This window comes from Isoptericola sp. BMS4, from assembly GCF_011634835.1.
In the GTDB taxonomy this organism is placed as follows: Bacteria; Actinomycetota; Actinomycetes; order Actinomycetales; family Cellulomonadaceae; genus Isoptericola.
In genome coordinates this window covers 300748-317358 of the sequence record NZ_SIRP01000001.1, presented here as the reverse complement: position 1 = coordinate 317358, position 16611 = coordinate 300748, and the positions used below count along the sequence as shown (strand labels likewise).

Annotated in this window: 12 protein-coding genes; 5 read left to right on the top strand and 7 right to left on the bottom strand. The window is 75.4% G+C overall.

The annotated features are described in order from the left end of the window. Positions 1–16 precede the first annotated feature (16 nt). The 5 genes from trxB to EYB28_RS01405 all read right to left on the bottom strand — a co-directional run bounded on the left by trxB (position 17) and on the right by EYB28_RS01405 (position 8020). Positions 17–1036 carry a thioredoxin-disulfide reductase gene (gene trxB / locus EYB28_RS01425; RefSeq protein ID WP_166844233.1) on the bottom strand — a complete coding sequence of 340 codons (1020 nt, stop codon included), beginning with the start codon at positions 1034–1036 and terminating at the stop codon, positions 17–19. A gap of 119 nt (positions 1037–1155) precedes the next feature. After that, a complete protein-coding gene (locus tag EYB28_RS01420; protein WP_166844231.1) occupies positions 1156–3081 on the bottom strand; it encodes a hypothetical protein in 1926 nt (641 codons plus the stop codon). 109 nt (positions 3082–3190) lie between these two features. Further along, on the bottom strand, positions 3191–5020 hold the full coding sequence (murJ, locus tag EYB28_RS01415; protein WP_166844229.1) for a murein biosynthesis integral membrane protein MurJ: 1830 nt from the start codon (positions 5018–5020) through the stop codon (positions 3191–3193). After that, a complete protein-coding gene (locus tag EYB28_RS01410; protein ID WP_166844227.1) occupies positions 5017–7368 on the bottom strand; it encodes a DUF6049 family protein in 2352 nt (783 codons plus the stop codon). Before EYB28_RS01410 ends, murJ begins: the two co-directional genes overlap by 4 nt. A gap of 10 nt (positions 7369–7378) precedes the next feature. Then, positions 7379–8020 carry an NUDIX hydrolase gene (locus EYB28_RS01405; protein ID WP_166844225.1) on the bottom strand — a complete coding sequence of 214 codons (642 nt, stop codon included), beginning with the start codon at positions 8018–8020 and terminating at the stop codon, positions 7379–7381. Positions 8021–8159: 139 nt separating this feature from the next. On the opposite strand from EYB28_RS01405, the gene EYB28_RS01400 reads away from it, so the two are divergent. Genes EYB28_RS01400 through EYB28_RS01390 form a run of 3 tightly spaced genes read left to right on the top strand, consistent with a single transcriptional unit; the run spans position 8160 to position 11077 of the window. Then, on the top strand, positions 8160–9632 hold the full coding sequence (locus tag EYB28_RS01400; protein ID WP_255461436.1) for a CCA tRNA nucleotidyltransferase: 1473 nt from the start codon (positions 8160–8162) through the stop codon (positions 9630–9632). Beyond that, entirely contained in the window at positions 9629–10000 is a 372-nt protein-coding gene (locus EYB28_RS01395) for a MerR family transcriptional regulator (protein ID WP_240930335.1), read from the top strand. The genes EYB28_RS01400 and EYB28_RS01395 overlap by 4 nt, the downstream gene beginning before the upstream one ends. 57 nt (positions 10001–10057) lie before the next feature. Continuing rightward, positions 10058–11077 carry an aldo/keto reductase gene (locus EYB28_RS01390; protein ID WP_166844222.1) on the top strand — a complete coding sequence of 340 codons (1020 nt, stop codon included), beginning with the start codon at positions 10058–10060 and terminating at the stop codon, positions 11075–11077. Positions 11078–11158: 81 nt separating this feature from the next. Here the strand turns inward: EYB28_RS01390 and EYB28_RS01385 are convergent, their stop codons facing one another. Beyond that, the gene (locus EYB28_RS01385; RefSeq protein WP_240930334.1) at positions 11159–12721 is read right to left on the bottom strand and encodes an MDR family MFS transporter; all 1563 of its coding nucleotides are present in this window, start codon (positions 12719–12721) and stop codon (positions 11159–11161) included. A 224-nt stretch (positions 12722–12945) separates the two neighbouring features. Beyond that, positions 12946–14292: an MFS transporter gene (locus EYB28_RS01380; RefSeq protein ID WP_166844221.1), complete on the bottom strand. Its 1347-nt coding sequence runs from the start codon at positions 14290–14292 to the stop codon at positions 12946–12948. Here EYB28_RS01380 and EYB28_RS01375 point away from each other — a divergent pair. Together EYB28_RS01375 and EYB28_RS01370 are read left to right on the top strand one after the other, a co-directional pair. Continuing rightward, a complete protein-coding gene (locus tag EYB28_RS01375; RefSeq protein WP_370459421.1) occupies positions 14198–15517 on the top strand; it encodes a Gfo/Idh/MocA family protein in 1320 nt (439 codons plus the stop codon). The genes EYB28_RS01380 and EYB28_RS01375 overlap by 95 nt on opposite strands. Continuing rightward, complete coding sequence (locus tag EYB28_RS01370; RefSeq protein ID WP_166844218.1) at positions 15514–16557, top strand: Gfo/Idh/MocA family protein; 1044 nt, start codon at positions 15514–15516, stop codon at positions 16555–16557. Before EYB28_RS01375 ends, EYB28_RS01370 begins: the two co-directional genes overlap by 4 nt. Positions 16558–16611 lie beyond the last annotated feature (54 nt).

The following is a 16611-nucleotide window of genomic DNA, read 5'->3' as shown; positions in this document are numbered from 1 at the left end:
TCGGTGTCGGAGAGGGTCAGCCCGCGACGGCATCGAGGGACGCGTCGTCGTCGAGCGCCGCCGGGAGGCCGGCGGGGTTGTCGGTGTCGGCCAGGTCGGCGAGGTACGCCTGGGCGTCCAGCGCCGCCGAGCAGCCCGACCCGGCGGCGGTGATCGCCTGCCGGTAGGTGTGGTCGACGACGTCACCGCAGGCGAAGACGCCGGAGAGGTTGGTCCTGGTGGACCGGCCCTCGACGAGGATGTAGCCCTCGTCGTCGAGCTCGACCTGGCCCTTGACCAGGTCGGTGCGGGGGTCGTGACCGATGGCCACGAACAGCCCGGTGACGTCGAGGTCGCGCTCGGCGCCGGTCACGGTGTCGCGGAGCGTGAGGCCCGCGACCTTGTCGTCGCCGGTGATCCCCGTGACCTCGCTGTTCCAGGCGAACTCGATCTTCGGGTCGGCGGTGGCACGGTCGGCCATGATCTTCGAGGCGCGCAGGGCGTCCCGGCGGTGCACGACCGTGACCTTCGACGCGAACCGGGTGAGGAACGTGGCCTCTTCCATGGCGGAGTCGCCGCCGCCGACCACGGCAATGTGCTGGTCGCGGAAGAAGAAGCCGTCGCAGGTGGCGCACCACGAGACGCCGCGCCCGGAGAGGCGCTTCTCGTCGGAGAGCCCGAGCTCGCGGTAGGCCGACCCGGTGGCGAGGATGACGGCGCGGGCGTGGAAGGTCTCGCCGAGCGCCGTGACGACGGTCTTCACGTCTCCGGTCAGCTCGACCCGCTCGACGTCGTCCCACAGCACGCGGGCACCGAACTTCTCCGCCTGCTCACGCATCGCGTCCATGAGGTCGGGGCCCTGGATGCCGGCGGGGAAGCCGGGGAAGTTCTCCACCTCGGTGGTGTTCATCAGGGCACCGCCGGCGGTGACCGACCCGGCGACGACGACGGGTTCCAGACCCGCCCGCGCCGCGTAGACGGCGGCGGTGTAGCCCGCGGGGCCCGAGCCGACGATGACGATGTCGTGCACGGTGGGGGCGGTCGGCTGGTCGGTCACGTTGTCTCCTGGGGTCGGCTGGTCCGGGTCGCCACCGGCCTCAACATCACGGGGGGCCGGGATGTTCCCCGACCGGTGCGGGGCGCGCGGCACACCGGGACGGGGTGCGCCGCGCGCGGTCACGAGATGACGATCTCGTTGAGCTCGAGGTAGTTCTTGCCGTTCGTCACGGGCAGCTCGGTGATCCACAGGACGAACGAGTCGGAGATGGTCTCCTCGGACAGCTTCAGCGTGGTGGTCGAGTCGAAGGAGCCCTCGGCGAGGACCTTCCCCGACGTCGGCTCGGAGTCGCTGGTGGCGCGGACCTCCACGTGCCCGCCCGAGGAGTTCGTGCTGAGCTCGATCGTGGAGACCGGCGCGGGCTCCTCGAGCTGGATCACGTATCCGACGCCGGACTTGAGGTTGCCGAAGTCGGGCGTCGTGTACTGGCGGGTGTACCAGAACGTCGACGGGTCGGCGTCGTAGGCGAGGTCCACCGCCTCCGGGTGCTCGCCGTCGTGGTCGCCGGACGCGGCACCCTCGGGATCGAGCTGGTTGCCCGACGCGATCAGGGGGCGCACCTCGGGGCTCTCCTCGGGCGACGGCTCCTCGGACGTCTCGTCGGACGTCTCGTCCTGGCCGGAGGCCGCCGGCGGCTGCGACGTCGACGGGCTGGCCGCGATCGGCGGCTCGAACGGGTCGAGAGCGCGCGACACCGCCCACAGGGCCCCGGCGACGACGAGCACCACGACGAGCGCCAGGACGATCGGTGTGGGGTTGACGCCCCGGCGGCGGGGCGCGGGGCTGGAGGCGAACCCGCCCGTCGAGGCCGCAGGCTCGGCGGGGCCGGAGCCGGGCGGCGGCGGGACGGGAGCGTGCACCGTCGTGCCGGTCTGCTGCGAGGCGTACCCGGCGGCCGCGTACCCCGTGCCCGGCGGCGGGGGAGCGACGGGCGTCCCGGGCGCGGCCTGCTGCGGCGGCATCGCCGTCGTCGCCTGAGGGCCCACGGGCTGCGGGGGCACCGGCGCGCCTCCGGCCGGCGGAAAGGCCTGGGTGGCGCCGTAGGCGCCCGCCGCCGCGCCCGCTCCCACGGTTCCGACGGCGCCTGCGCGTGCGATCCGGCCCGTCGACGGGCGGCGCACCGGGGGCGCGGGCGGCGGGGTGCCCGGCCGCGCCTCGCCGGCCGCGCCGGCGCCGAGCACCGACGACCGCACCGGGGGCTCGGTGGACGGCTGCACGAACTGCGGCAGGGCGTCCACGACCGCCACCTCGCCCCACGGCGCGAGCGCGGCGACGACGTCGCCCGGTCCCGTGGGCACGTCGGGGGCGCCGCTGGTGAACGCGCGCCGGACCAGCAGGTCGAGGCCCTCGTCGACGTGCGGGACGAGCGCCGACACGGGCAGCACGCCGTTCTCGTCGCGCTGCGCCGGCAACGGCCGGACGGCGTCGGTCGCCACCCACGGGGCGTCGAGGGTGTCGCCGGCCCAGCGTGCCGTGAGGGCGTAGTAGACGAGGGCGACCAGGTTGCGCGCGTCGTCGGCCCCGGCCACGTCCCCGTCGTCGGTGGGGGGCGGGGCGTCCATGCCGGCGAGCGCGGCGTCGATCCCGAGACCGGTCACGACGACGCGGTGCCCGTCCACCCGGACCGCCTCCGGACGCAGCGCCTGGTGGTGCACGCCCCGCTGCGCGGCGGACTCCAGCGCCGCGGCAGCCTCGCCGACGACGGCCCGGGCCTGCTGGCCGTCGAGCAGCCCGTGGGACACGACCTCGGTGAGGGAGGACCCGCGATAGGGCTCGCTGATGATGTAGTACCGCGGGCCGCTGCCGAGGTCTGCGGTGCCGACGTCGAGCACCCGGCACAGCCGCGGGTCGGTGACGAGGGCGGCCCGGCGGGCCGCGTCGAGCGCGGCGGTGGCGTGGCTCCCGTCCACGAAGGTGACGCGGACGGGGCGGTCCAGGATCTGGTCGTGCGCCTCCCAGGCGTCGGCGGCGGCGAGGTCCGTCGCAGCGGGCTGCGACAGCCGGTAGCGATCGACCATGACGGTCCCGGGCTGGGCGGTGCTCACCTGGTCTCCTCGGTGGGGAAGCGGGGGGAGGTGGTCCTCCGGTCCATCGGACCATGGTACGGGCGGCGGGGTGTCCCGGAGCGCGCGGCTCGCGCCACCGTGACCGGCCTCATCGGTGCAGGCGCCGGAGGATCGGGGCGAGGGCGTCGTCGAGCTCGCGGACCCGCAGGACCTTGAGGGCGAGGACGTACGCGACGACCATCACGAGGCCGCCGGCCGCGGTCGCGAGCACGGCGTGACCCCACGACGTGAGGTCGCCGCCGTCGAGGAGCCGGACGGTCAGCCAGCCCATGCCCCCGGCGATGCCGGCGCCGATGACGGCCCGCACGTACAGCCGCAGCACGCGCCGCCCGTCCATGCCGTGGAGCTTGCGCTGCATGCCGCGCACGCGCAGCAGGAGGGAGATCCACGTGGACAGCGCGAACGCGCCACCGGCCGCGACGGCCCACCACGCGGACGGCAGGACGGCCACCGCCCCCCAGAGCACCGCGACCATCGAGACCGTGGCGATGACCTGGATGACGAAGATCGACCGGCCGTCCTCGAAGGCGAAGTACATGCGCCGGACCAGCACCGTCGCGCCCAGGGCGATGGCACCGAGGGCCATGGCCCGCAGGACGGGCGCGATGGTGCCGACCTCGTCGGGACTCAGCGTCGGCAGCAGCGACGACGTCAGCGGGGTGGCGAGGACGATGAGCGCGGTGGCGGCGAAGACGGAGAACACGCCGGCCGAGCGGAGCCCGAGGGAGATGTCGCGCCGCACGCCGGGGATGTCGCCGGCCTGGACGGCCGCGGTCATCCGCGGGAAGAGCACGGTGACGATCGAGACGACCACGAGGGAGTGCGGCAGCAGGTAGATGGTCATGGCCTGCGTGTACGCCGCGTTGCCCGCGACGGGGTCGGCCTCGGTGCCGGTGCGCCCGGCGGCCCACAGCACGTTGGAGAGGAAGAGCACGCCGAGCTGCTCCAGCACGACGGCGCCGATGGTCCACCCGACGACGGTGCCGGCCGAGCGCAGGCCGATGCCGCGCAGCCCGAGCCGGAACCGCCAGCGGAACCCGGAACGCCGCAGCGTCACGACCAGCACGAGCGCCTGCGCGGCGATGCCCACGGTCGCGGTGCCGGCGAGGACGGTCGTCTGCGTGCTCGTCCACGCCGACAGGTCGCTGATGCCGCCGGCGGGGGCGGTGCCCCACACGAGGACGAAGGCGCCGAAGCCCAGCAGGGACACGATGTTGTTGGCGACGGGGGCGATGCCGTACGCGCCGAACTGCCCGCGGGCGTTGAGCACCTGGCCGAGCAGCATGTACAGGCCGTAGAAGAAGACCTGCGGGATGCACCAGTAGGCGAAGACGACGGCCAGGTGCCGGGCTTCGGTGTCGGTGGGGGAGCTCAGGGTGTAGAGCCACACGATCAGCGGGGCGGCGACGACGAGGACCGCTGTGAGCAGGACCAGCCCGAGGCCGGAGACGCTGAGCAGCTTGTCGAGCCGTTCGCGCGCGTTCTGCGCGTTCATCGCACGCACGATCTGCGGGATGAGCACGGCCTGCAGCACGCCCGCAGAGATGAGCGCGAAGAGCATGTTGGGCAGCTTGTTCGCGATGTCGAACGCGTCGGCGACCGCGCCCGCGCTGCCGACGCACGCGACGAGCAGCATGCTGCGCACCAGCCCGGAGGCCCGTGACGCCGCCGTGCCGAGCGACATGGCGAGCGAGCTGCGTCCGAGGCTGGTCCGTCGCACCCCAGTCGCCTCGCCCTCCGTCGCGGCGGCGTCGGCGGTCGGCTCCGCCGCGACGTCGGGCGCGTCGGGGGGCGGTGTGGGAGCCGGGGTCGTCGGCTCGGGCGGGGTCGTGCCGTCGCCGGGCGAGCCGTGGTGGCGACCGGGCCGGGCGTGCCGCGGCGGCCGGCGGTCGTCCCCGGTGGGTCGGGAGGGACTCATGCGCGGTCGTCCTCCGGGGGCTGGTGGACGGGACGGGGGGCCTCGGCAGGACGGTCGACGCCGGGCGGGGCGCCGTCGGCCGCGGTGGCGGCGTCGACCGGCGGGGCCGCCTCGGCTGCCGTGCTTCCGGCGTCCGCCGAGTCGCCGGCCGTGGGCCGCCCCCGGCGCCGGGCGCGCCGGACGCTGCGCCAGATGCCCGCGATGAACAGCACGCCGATGGCGGCGGCGATGACCGCCGTGCCGACCGTCTCCCACCCCGCGCGCACCCGCACGTCGAAGGTCGTCGGGGCCGCCGCCGTGGCGCCGCTCGGCGCGAGCGCCTCGACCGTGATCGTCACGTTGCCCGAGCCGATCGCGCGCACCTGCACCGGGACGTCCGCGGAGCGTCCCGCCGGTACCACGACCGTGGGCCGCGTCTCGATCTTGAGGCGCGGGTCGTCGGGGCGCAGCACGACGGTGACGGTCGCGTCGGTGGGCAGGTCGTTGCGCACCAGGACGGGCAGCTGGCCGTTGTCGCTGATGAGCGTCACGGTGGTGCGTTCCACGACGCTGATGCCCTGCCGCAGCGCCGACGCCTGCGCGACAGCGGTCGACACGGCCTCAGAGCGCATGTCGCGCGCGTCGCGGTACGCGACGGCGAGCGGGGCGACGAGGTCCTGCCCGACGGGGGCGGTGAGCGCGGCGGGGTCGTCGGCGACGGTCGCGAAGCCGGCGACGGACCGGCGCGCGTCGGAGAGGGCGCGCACCGAGGCCGGCTTCAGCTCGGCCCCGTCCGGTTCGGCGCCGGGCAGGTCGTCGCGCGGCGTGTCCGTGGCGGGCGTGTCGATCGTCTCCGCCAGCGGGACGACGTCGGACCATCCGGCCTGGTCGAGGGCGGCGAGCACCTGGTGCACGGCGTCGACGTCGGGCGTCCAGCCGCGCGGTACGGCGGCGAGGAGCCGCAGCGGGTCCCCGCCGCCCGTCGCGTCGGCCTGCTCGACCGCGAGGACGGCGGCGTCCGCGAGCAGACGCTGCGCGGCCTCGCCGGGGGTGGGGGCGGAGTCGTCGGTGGTGAGCGACGCGACGACGTCGGAGAGGTGGTCGTCGGCGACGAGGGCGGAGACCTTGCCCCCGGGGGTCGCGACGGCGGTGCGCGCGGTCGCGGGCGCGTCGCCGCGGGGCGCCAGCCCGTCGCCCACGACGACGTGGTCGACGCGGGCGTCGCGGGCCGCTCCGAGGGTGGCGACGTCGGGCCGGCCCTGCGGCCACGCCAGGGTCAGGTCCCACGACGCCGGCGTCCGCCAGGTGTCACCGAGGGTGCCCACGGCGTTCGTCGCGGCGCGGACGTCCGCCGACGAGACGTCCGCGTGGGCGAGCGCGCCGAGGTCCGGGTCGAACGCCGGCAGCGCGGCGACCTCCGGCACGCTGCCGTCGACGAGCCGTGCCGCCCACGCCGCGGAGGCCGCGTCGTCGGAGGCCTGCGCGGCGGACACGAGGGCGGGGTCGGCGGCCAGCGTGATGCCGGGCGCGTCGCCGTCGGGCGTGGCCGCGTCCGCGAGGGCGGAGAGCCGGCCGCCGTCGGCGGTGAGCGACGCGAGCTCGTCGGCGTAGCCGGTGGTGGCGGGCTCGTCGCCGGTCCCGTCGGTGGTGTCCGTCGTGCCCGCGGTGCTCGCCCCGTCCGTGTCGCCGGCCTCCTCGGTGCCGTCCGGGGTCACGGGGACGGCGGGGCCCGTCACGGGCGCCACCACGCTGATCCCCACCGGGTCCGGGGCCGAGCCCTCCGGGGCGTACAGCAGGAAGGTGTGCAGCACGTCGAGGGTGGACTCGGCCTGGTCCACGACGGAGACCGACATCTCGCGCGGCCCCCACGGCGCGTCCTCGGCCAGGTCGAGGATGTCGACGTCGAGCTCCAGGTCGCGCTCGACCGTGTCGCCGGCCGGAACCTTGCCGACGTCCTCGACGAGCTGCCGCGAGGCGGTCGTCGTCGAGGTGGACCCGGACCAGGCTGCGAGGTCGTCGCGCGACGTGACGGGGCGCCAGTGGACCCCCAGGTCGAGCCGTGACCCCTCGAGCGCGGTCTCCCGGCCGTTGGTGACGCGCACGGTCAGGGTGACCGTCCCGCCGGGCCGCGCGACGGCCGGCTGCGAGCTCACGAGCTCCACCGTGACCTCGCCGTCGACGGCCGCGGGCGCCGCTCCGGGGGCCGCGGTGGCGCTCGCGGGGAGGCCGGTCGTCACGTCGTCGCGCGCTGCCGTGTCGCCGGGGCCGGGCGTCGGGCGGGCCAGCCCCGCCACGAGCAGGACCGCCACGAGGCCGGCGAAGAACGTCACGAGCGCGGCGAGCACGCCCACCGAGCGGGAGCTGGTCACGCGCGCGGCCTCACTCACCGGCTCCGGGGAGGAGCAGACCCGGCCGGCGGGCGAGCACCTGCCGCGCGACACCCGCGAGGCGCTGCTCGTTCGGGTACGACAGCCGCCCGCCCAGGTCCTCGACGGGGATCCACAGGGCGTCCTCGGCCTCGCCGTCGGGGTCGTTCTCCGCGGTGATCGTGCCGCCCTCCGCGCGCAGCAGGAAGTGGTGGACCATCTTGTGCACCCGCCGGTCCTCGCCGCTGAACCAGTAGTCGATGACGCCGAGCCGGCTGCGGACCGTGCCGTGGATGCCGGTCTCCTCGCGGATCTCGCGGACCGCGGCCTCCTCGGGGGTCTCCGCGCCCTCGAGATGGCCCTTCGGCAGGCACCACTCGAGACGACCCCCACGGTTGCGCCGCACGATCACCGCGGCCCGGGGGCCGTGCGGCGTCGCGTCGACCACGAGACCGCCGGCGGAGGTCTCCTCCACGACGGGCAGGTGCGCCGTCGAGCCCACGGGCGTGGCACCGACGATGCCGGGCGTCGCGACGCCCGGCTGGCGGGTCAGCCGGGCGGGGTCCACGCGCAGCGGGTGGCCGCCGGGCGGCACGGGCACCGGCACACCCGGACGCCCGCGACGCGGGCCGGGGACCGGTGCCGGGGATGACATGCGCCCACCCTACCGAGTGCGCGAGGGGCGTCGTACGGCGCCCGACCGGGCCGGACGCACGCCCGGGCGCGCGTCGGCACCCGGCGGCGGGACGTGGCGGTTCGGCACGAGGCGAGCAGATCTGGGATCATGGTCCGCCGTGCCGACCCCTGAGCCTCCCGCCCCTGCAGCGCTCCTGCGCCGTGCCCTCGCCGTGCTCACCGAGATGGCGCCGGCCGCCGTCGAGCTCGGCGAGATCTTCCGCGACGCCGGCCACGAGCTCGCCCTGGTCGGCGGGCCCGTGCGTGACGCCTTCCTCGGCCGGGCGAGCCACGACCTGGACTTCGCGACGTCGGCCACCCCCGACCAGACGCAGGCCCTCCTGGCACGGTGGGGTGACGCGCACTGGGACATCGGCAAGGAGTTCGGCACCATCGGCGCCCGGCGCTTCGCGCGCTCCGGCACCCACGGCGGGGACGTGGTCGTCGAGGTCACCACGTACCGCAGCGACGAGTACGACGCGGCCTCCCGCAAGCCGGTCGTGGCGTTCGGGGACACGCTCGACGGCGACCTGTCCCGGCGCGACTTCACCGTGAACGCGATGGCGGTGCGGCTGCCGGACCTGTCGTTCGTCGACCCGTTCGACGGGCTGACGGACCTCGCCCACGGCGTGCTGCGCACCCCTATCGCCCCCGAGCGGTCGTTCGACGACGACCCGTTGCGGATGATGCGTGCGGCGCGGTTCGCGGCCCAGCTCGGCTTCACCGTCGAGCCGGCGACGTGGGCGGCGATCGTCGACATGGCCGAGCGGGTCGAGATCGTGTCCGCGGAGCGCGTGCAGGCGGAGATCAGCAAGCTGCTGCTCGCCGACCGCCCGCGGGCCGGCCTGGAGGTCCTGGTGGAGACGGGCCTGGCCGCCCAGGTGCTCCCGGAGCTGCCGGCCCTGCGCCTGGAGATCGACGAGCACCACCGGCACAAGGATGTCTACCAGCACTCGCTGACGGTGCTGGAGCAGGCGATCGCGCAGGAGACGGGCCCGGACGGCCCCGTCCCGGCGCCGGACCTCGTGCTGCGGCTGGCGGCCCTGCTGCACGACGTCGGCAAGCCCGCCACCCGGCGGTTCGAGCCGGGCGGCGGCGTGAGCTTCCACCACCACGAGGTGGTCGGGGCCAAGCTGGTCGCCAAGCGGCTGCGGGCACTGAAGTACGAGAAGCAGGTGGTGAAGGACGTCTCCCGGCTGGTGGAGCTGCACCTGCGCTTCCACGGCTACGGCGACGGCCGGTGGACCGACTCGGCGGTGCGCCGGTACGTCACGGACGCGGGCCCGCTGCTGGAGCGGCTGCACCGTCTCACCCGGGCGGACTCCACCACCCGCAACCGCCGCAAGGCACAGCGCCTCGCCGACGCCTACACCGACCTGGAGCAGCGCATCGCCGCCCTGCGCGAGCAGGAGGAGATCGACGCGATCCGCCCGGACCTGGACGGCACGCAGATCATGGCGGTCCTCGGCATCCCGCCCGGCCGCGACGTCGGAGCCGCCTACAAGCACCTCCTCGCGCTGCGCATGGAGCACGGCCCGCTCGGCGAGGAGGCGGCCACCGCGGAGCTGAGGGCGTGGTGGGAGTCGCGGTGACCGGCCGGACCATCGCGGAGGCAGCCGCGGAGTGCGGCCTCACCACCCACACGCTCCGGTACTACGAGCGGGACGGCCTCATGCGCGCTCCCGTGGCGCGGTCGAGGTCCGGGCACCGCCGCTACACCGACGAGGACGTCGCCTGGGTCCGCCTGGTGACCCGCCTGCGCTCCACCGGCATGCCGATCAGCGAGGTGCGGGCGTACACCGACCTGGTGCGGGCCGGCGAGGGGACCGAGCCGGAGCGCCTCGAGCTGCTGCGCCGGCACCGGCAGCGCGTGCTGGACCGACTCGCCACCGTGCGGCACGACCTCGCGGCGATCGAGGACAAGATCGCGGTCTACGCCGGCACCGCCGGCGGGTGCTGACCCGAGCCCGCCCGAGCAGTTGACTTCGAGCGCGCTCGAAGATCGATCGTCGATCCCATGAGCACTCCAGCACCCCTCGGCACCCGCGTCCTCGGCGACCCCGCGCGTGGGCTCACCGTCTCCGCCCTCGGCCTCGGCTGCATGGGCATGTCCGCCTTCTACGGCACCACCAGCGGTGCCGGCTCGGCCTCCGACGCCGAGTCGGTCGCGACCGTCCACCACGCCCTCGACCTCGGCGTCACCCTCCTCGACACCGCGGAGATGTACGGGCCCTGGACGAACGAGGAGCTCGTCGGCCGGGCGGTCGCCGGCCGGCGCGACGACGTCGTCCTCGCCACGAAGTTCGGCATCGGGACGACGGCGGACGGCGGGCGGGCCCTCGACGGCAGCCCCGCCAACGTGCGGCGCGCGATCGACGGGAGCCTGCGCCGCCTCGGCGTCGACCACGTCGACCTGTACTACCTGCACCGCGTGGACCCCGACGTGCCCGTCGAGGAGACCGTCGGGGCGATGGCCGAGCTCGTGGCCGCGGGCAAGGTCCGCCACCTCGGGCTCTCGGAGGCGTCGCCCGCCACGATCCGGCGCGCCCACGCGGTGCACCCGATCACCGCCGTGCAGACCGAGTACTCCCTGTGGACCCGCCACGTCGAGACCGAGGTGCTGCCGACGCTCCGCGAGCTCGGCATCGGGCTCGTGCCGTACTCCCCGCTCGGGCGCGGCTTCCTCACCGGCCGCATCACCTCGCCGGACGACCTGGCCGACGACGACTTCCGCCGGAGCAACCCCCGGTTCGCCGGCGCCGCGTTCGACGCGAACCTCGCCCTCGTGGACCGCGTCCGCGCGCTCGCGGACGCGAAGGGCGTGACGGCGGGACAGCTCGCGCTGGCCTGGGTGCTCGCCCAGGGCGACGACGTCGTGCCCATCCCGGGGACGCGCCGCCGGACGTACCTGACGGAGAACGTCGGCGCGGCCGCCGTCGAGCTGACCTCCGACGACCTGACGGCGCTCGCGGACGCGGTGCCCCCGGAGTCCGTCGTCGGCGAGCGGTACGCCGACATGTCCAACATCGACCGGTAGCTCCTGCCTCCCGGACGCACGCGAGCGGGGTGGTGGTCCATGAGGACCGCCACCCCGCTCGTGCCGCGAGGACCGCCGGCGTCAGTGGGCGGCCGGCACCCCGCCCTTGACCGGCTCCGGCTTGCGCAGCCGCGTCGCGAGGGCGAGTGCGGCGACCGCCAGCATCGCCGCGGCGATGAAGGACAGCCGCGCGCCGCCCGACATGGCCGCCGTCTCGCTCACACCGTCGGCCTCGAGCGCGACCGACCGCACCGTCATCAGGGCGATGAGCAGCGCCGTGCCCGCGGCTCCCGCGAGCTGCTGGGTGGTGCCCATGACCGCCGAGCCGTGAGAGTACAGGTGGGGCGGGAGGGCGCCGAGCGTGGAGGTGAAGGTCGGGGTGAACACCAGCGCCAGCCCCAGGCTGATGACGATGTGGCCCGCGAGCACCACCCACACCGGTGTCGACGACGACAGGAGGGCGAGCACGCCCATCCCGGCCGCGACCGCGCCCAGGCCCGGCAGCACGAGGGGCCGCGGCCCGATGCGGTCGTACAGGTTGCCGACCACGGGACCGAGCAGGCCCATCGCGAGACCCCCGGGCAGCATGATCAGGCCGGTCGTCACCGCCGACATGCCCATGGCGTTCTGGGCGACCACCGGCAGGAGCATGAAGGTGCCGAGCATCGTGCCGAAGGCCAGGACCATGAGGCCGATGCCCAGGGCGAACCCGGGCGCCCGGAAGACGCGCAGGTCCAGGAGGGCGGCGTCCGTGCGCTGCAGCACGAGCTGGCGCCGGACGAACACGGCCAGGAACGCGGCGCCGACACCCACCGACACGACCGGCGGCACCGCCACGTCGTGCTGCGCGGCCTCGCCGAAGCTCGACAGCCCGTAGACGAGGCCGCCGAACGCGCCGACCGCCAGCAGGAGCGAGAGGGTGTCCAGCCGCTGGCGGGCCCGGTCGGCGACGTCGGTCACGAAGAGCGTGCCGACCACCAGGGACACGATCGCGATCGGCAGCACGATCCAGAAGACCGCCCGCCACCCGAGGGACGTCACGACGAGCCCGGCGAACGTCGGGCCGAGGGCCGGCGCGACGGAGATCACCATCGACACGTTGCCCATGAGCTTGCCGCGGTGCTCCGGCGCGACCAGCGTCATGACCGTCGTCATGAGCAGCGGCATCATGATCGCGGTGCCGGTCGCCTGCACGACGCGCGCGGCGACGAGCAGGCCGAAGACGGGTGCGAGGGCCGCGAGGAGCGTCCCCGTGCTGAACAGCGACATCGCGAGGATGAAGGCGCCGCGCGTGCCGAGGCGCTGCATCAGCCAGCCCGTGGTGGGGATGACCACCGCCATGGTCAGCAGGAACGCCGTCGTGAGCCACTGCCCGGTGGCCTCGGTGACCCCCATCTCGTCCATGATCGCCGGCAGCGCGACGCCCATGGTCGTCTCGTTGAGGATGACGACGAAGCCCGAGGCGAGGAGCAGCGCGATGACGACGAAGCTCTGCCGGGAGAGGCGTCCGTCGGTGCGTTCGGGGGTGGTGCCCTCCGGGCTGGTGCCACGGGGGGCGGTGTCGGTCGCGGTCAGGGTCGCCTCCGAGGGGTCGGTGCTGGGTCCGGCTGGTGCGGTCGTGTCGGTCGGGCGCGGGGCTGGCACGCTGGTCTCCTCGTGTCCGTGCCGGGGAGCTCCCGGCTGAGGGCAGGGGCGCACCGGCGCCGGGGGGCGCGGGGCGTCGTCGGCTCGGTCGTGGTCCGGGGGCTGGTCACCCCGCGGTGCGGTCGCCCTGAGGCGTGACCGTACTGTGTACGACCACGAACCATCCTCAGTTATTCCCGCGTCCCTGGCGACCTGATTTCCGCCCGGGACTCATCGGTCCGGGTTCACCGACCCGGTTCGTCGACCCGCGCGGATCCGCTCTCCCGGGCGGGGGCGTCGGCGCCGGCGGTCGTCACGGGGGCGGCGGTCCGGGCCCCGGCGGTCCACAGGAGCAGCGCGACCGCGACGTACGCGACGGCGAGGCCGGCGAAGACCGGCCTGGACCAGCCGGTGTCGGGCAGGGCGACGGCCGCCAGGGCGGCGGCTCCCACGAACGCGGCGTTGTACAGGACGTCGTAGAACGCGAACGCGCGGCCACGGAACTCGTCGTCGGCGTCGCGCTGGACGATGGTGTCCACCGCGATCTTGGTGCCCTGGGCGGCCAGGCCGAGCAGCGCCGCGCCCGTGTAGATGACGGCGCGCTCCGGCGTCGTGAGCAGCAGCACCTGGCTGGCGGCCGCCACGAGGAGCATGAGGACGATCCAGACCTGCGGGCCCGTGAACCGCGACAGGGTCGGGGTGAGGACCATCGCGCCGGCGCCGCCCACCCCCGTGAGCGCGACGACGGTGGCGAAGGTCGCCATGCCGGCGGTCTGGTCGCCCGGCTCCAGCAGGTTGCGCGAGATGAGGATCGACGCGATGAACACCACCCCGTACAGGAAGCGGTGCGACGCCATGACCAGCAGCGCCTGGCCGGGGGTCCGCCGGGCGGCGAGGTAGCGGGCGCCGTCGACGAGGCCGTGGGCCACCCGGGCGAACTCGCTGCGCAGGTCCGCCTCGGCGGGATGCTCGGGGCCGAGCCGCCGGCGACCGATCCGCAGTGCCAGCAGCGAGGCGATCGCGAAGACGAGCGCCGCGCAGACCAGGGCGGACGAGTCCTTGACGCGGCCGGGCTCGAACGCGAGCCCGAGGACGAAGCCGACGCCGCCGCCGACGAACGCGGCGCCCGCTCCGAGCGTCGGGCTCAGCGAGTTGGCGGTGAGCAGGAGCGGCCCGTCCACCACCCGGGGCAGGCCGGCGGACAGCCCCGCCAGGAGGAACCGGTTGACCGAGAGGGCGGCCAGGCCGAGGGCGTAGATGCCCACCGTCACCCCGCCGGTGAGCATGAGCGTGGCCATGCCCAGGGTGATGACGACCCGCACGACGTTGCCCCACACGAGCACCTGCCGGCGCGACCAGCGGTCGAGGAAGACGCCGGCGAACGGCCCCACGATCGTGAAGGGCGCGAGCATGACGGCGAACGCCCCCGCGATGGCCGCGGCGGACCCCTGCGACTCGGGGGAGAAGAACAGCAGCGACGCCAGCCCGACCTGGAACATGCCGTCGCCCGCCTGCGAGACGAGGCGCACGGCGAACAGCTTGCGGAAGCCGTCCAGGCGCAGCAACGCCTTCAGCTCCGAGATCACACCCACACGAGCACCCTATGCGCCGCCGGGAGCTCAGGGCGCCGTGCCGGCTCGTCGACGGCGGGCGCTTGTCGTCGCGCGACGACCGGCGATACGTTGCGAGACCACCGCCCGGCCGCGACGGAGGGACCGCATGTCGCACCGCACGCCCACACTCACGGTCGGCCTCGTCGGGGCCGGTGGCATGGCACGGGCGCACGCGCCCGCCTGGCGTGCCCTCGGCGCCGACCTCGTCGTCCACTCGCACGACGGCGCGGCCGACGTCGCCGCCGCGCACGGCGGCCGGGCCGCCGCGACGCTCGACGACCTGCTCGACGCCGTCGACGTGGTCGACGTCGTCACCCCCACGCCGACGCACCTCGCCGTCGCCGGAGCGGCGCTCGCCGCGGGCCGCCACGTGCTCTGCGAGAAGCCGCTCACCCGCACCGGGGCCGACGGTGCGACGCTCCTGGCGGCCGCCCGGGCCGCCGACCGCCAGCTCTACCCGGGGCACGTGGTGCGGTACTTCCCCGAGTACGCGCGGATGCGGGACGCCGTGCGCGCCGGCGCGGTCGGCACCCCGGCCGTCCTGCGGTTCGCCCGGGGCGGGGCGTTCCCCACCTGGTCGGCCTGGTTCGCCGACGAGGCGCGGTCCGGCGGGGTCGTCCTCGACCTCATGCTCCACGACCTCGATCTCGCCCGGTGGGTCGCCGGGGAGGTCACCTCGGTGCACGCCACCCGGCGGTCCCTCGACGCCGACGGCGCGCCGCGCACCCTCGCCCACGTCGTCCTCACCCACGCCGGCGGTGCGCTGAGCCACGTGCGCGGCCTGTGGGGAGCGCCGCACACCAGCTTCCGGACGTCGTTCCACGTCGCCGGCAACGCCGGGACGCTGAGGTTCGACTCCGCCGAGTCCGGCGGCGTGCGGACCGACCTCGCCCCCGTCCCGACCGGTGGAGAGGACCGGCCCGCCCCGGCGGCGGGGGAGAGGGAGAGCCCGTACCTCACCGAGATCCGCGAGGTCGCGCGCGCGTTCGTGGCCGCGCCGACCGCGCTGGCCCCCGACCACCCGCTCCACCCCCGGGCGAGCGCCGTCGACGGCGTGGTCGCCGTCGAGATCGCCGAGGCCGCGCTCGGCTCGATCGCGTCGGGGGAGCCCGTCGCCCTGGACACCGCCGCGCGGGTCCGTGACCTCGGGGGAGTCCCCGAGGCGGCGCCCCACCGCCTCGCCACCACCGGGAGCCCCGCATGAGCAGCACCGACACGCCCGGCGCCCCCCGCAGGGTCGCCGTCCTGTCCTTCGCCCACGTGCACGCGGCGTCCTACCTGGAGCTGCTGCGCGACCGGCCCGACGTCGAGCTGCTCACGGCCGACCCGGACGCCGCGACCGCGCCCCCGGGCGAGCTGCGCGGTCGGGACTTCGCCGACCGGCACGGCGCGGCGTACGTCGACACCTACGCCGAGGCGCTCGCCTGGGGGCCCGACGCCGTCGTCGTCTGCGCCGAGAACGCCCGGCACCGCGACGTCGTGCTCGCCGCGGCGGCGGCCGGCGCTCACGTGCTCTGCGAGAAGCCGCTCGCGACGCGGGTCGAGGACGCCGAGGCGATGGTCGCGGCCTGCGACGAGGCCGGCGTCGTCCTCATGACCGCCTACCCGGTCCGCTTCAGCCCCGAGTTCGCGACGCTGCGCCGCCTGCACGAGTCCGGCGCCCTCGGCACCGTGCTCGGCGCCACCGGCACCAACAACGGCAAGGTGCCCGCCGGGCGTGCCTGGTTCACCGACCCCGAGCTGTCCGGGGGAGGGGCGCTCGCCGACCACGTGGTGCACGTCGCCGACCTGCTCGACGTGCTCCTCGCCGAGGAGGCGGTCGCCGTGCGGGCCGTGACCAACCGCGTCCTGCACGGCGACGACCCCCGCGTGCGCGCGGAGACCGGCGGCCTCGTCAGCATCACCTACGCCGGCGGTGCCGAGGTCACCGTGGACTGCTCGTGGTCCGTCCCCGACGACGCGCCCACCTGGGGAGGTCTCACGCTGCAGGTGTACGGCACCGAGGGCGTGGTCGACGTCGACCCGTTCGGGGCGCACGTCGGCGGCCTCGGGGCCGGGGGCCGGCCCGCGTGGCTCGGCCTCGGCGAGAACCTCGACTGCCTCATGCTCGACCACTTCCTCGAGTGCGTGGACACCGGGCGGACGCCCGGCCCCGACGGGAGGGCCGGCCTGCGCACCCTGCGCGTCGTCGCCGCGGCCCAGGCCTCCGCCCGGGCGGGCGGGGCCGTGGTCCGGCTGACGTAGCGATTCCTCCCCTTTCCCGGGCGGGAACGGGGAGGAATCGCTACGTCACCACGG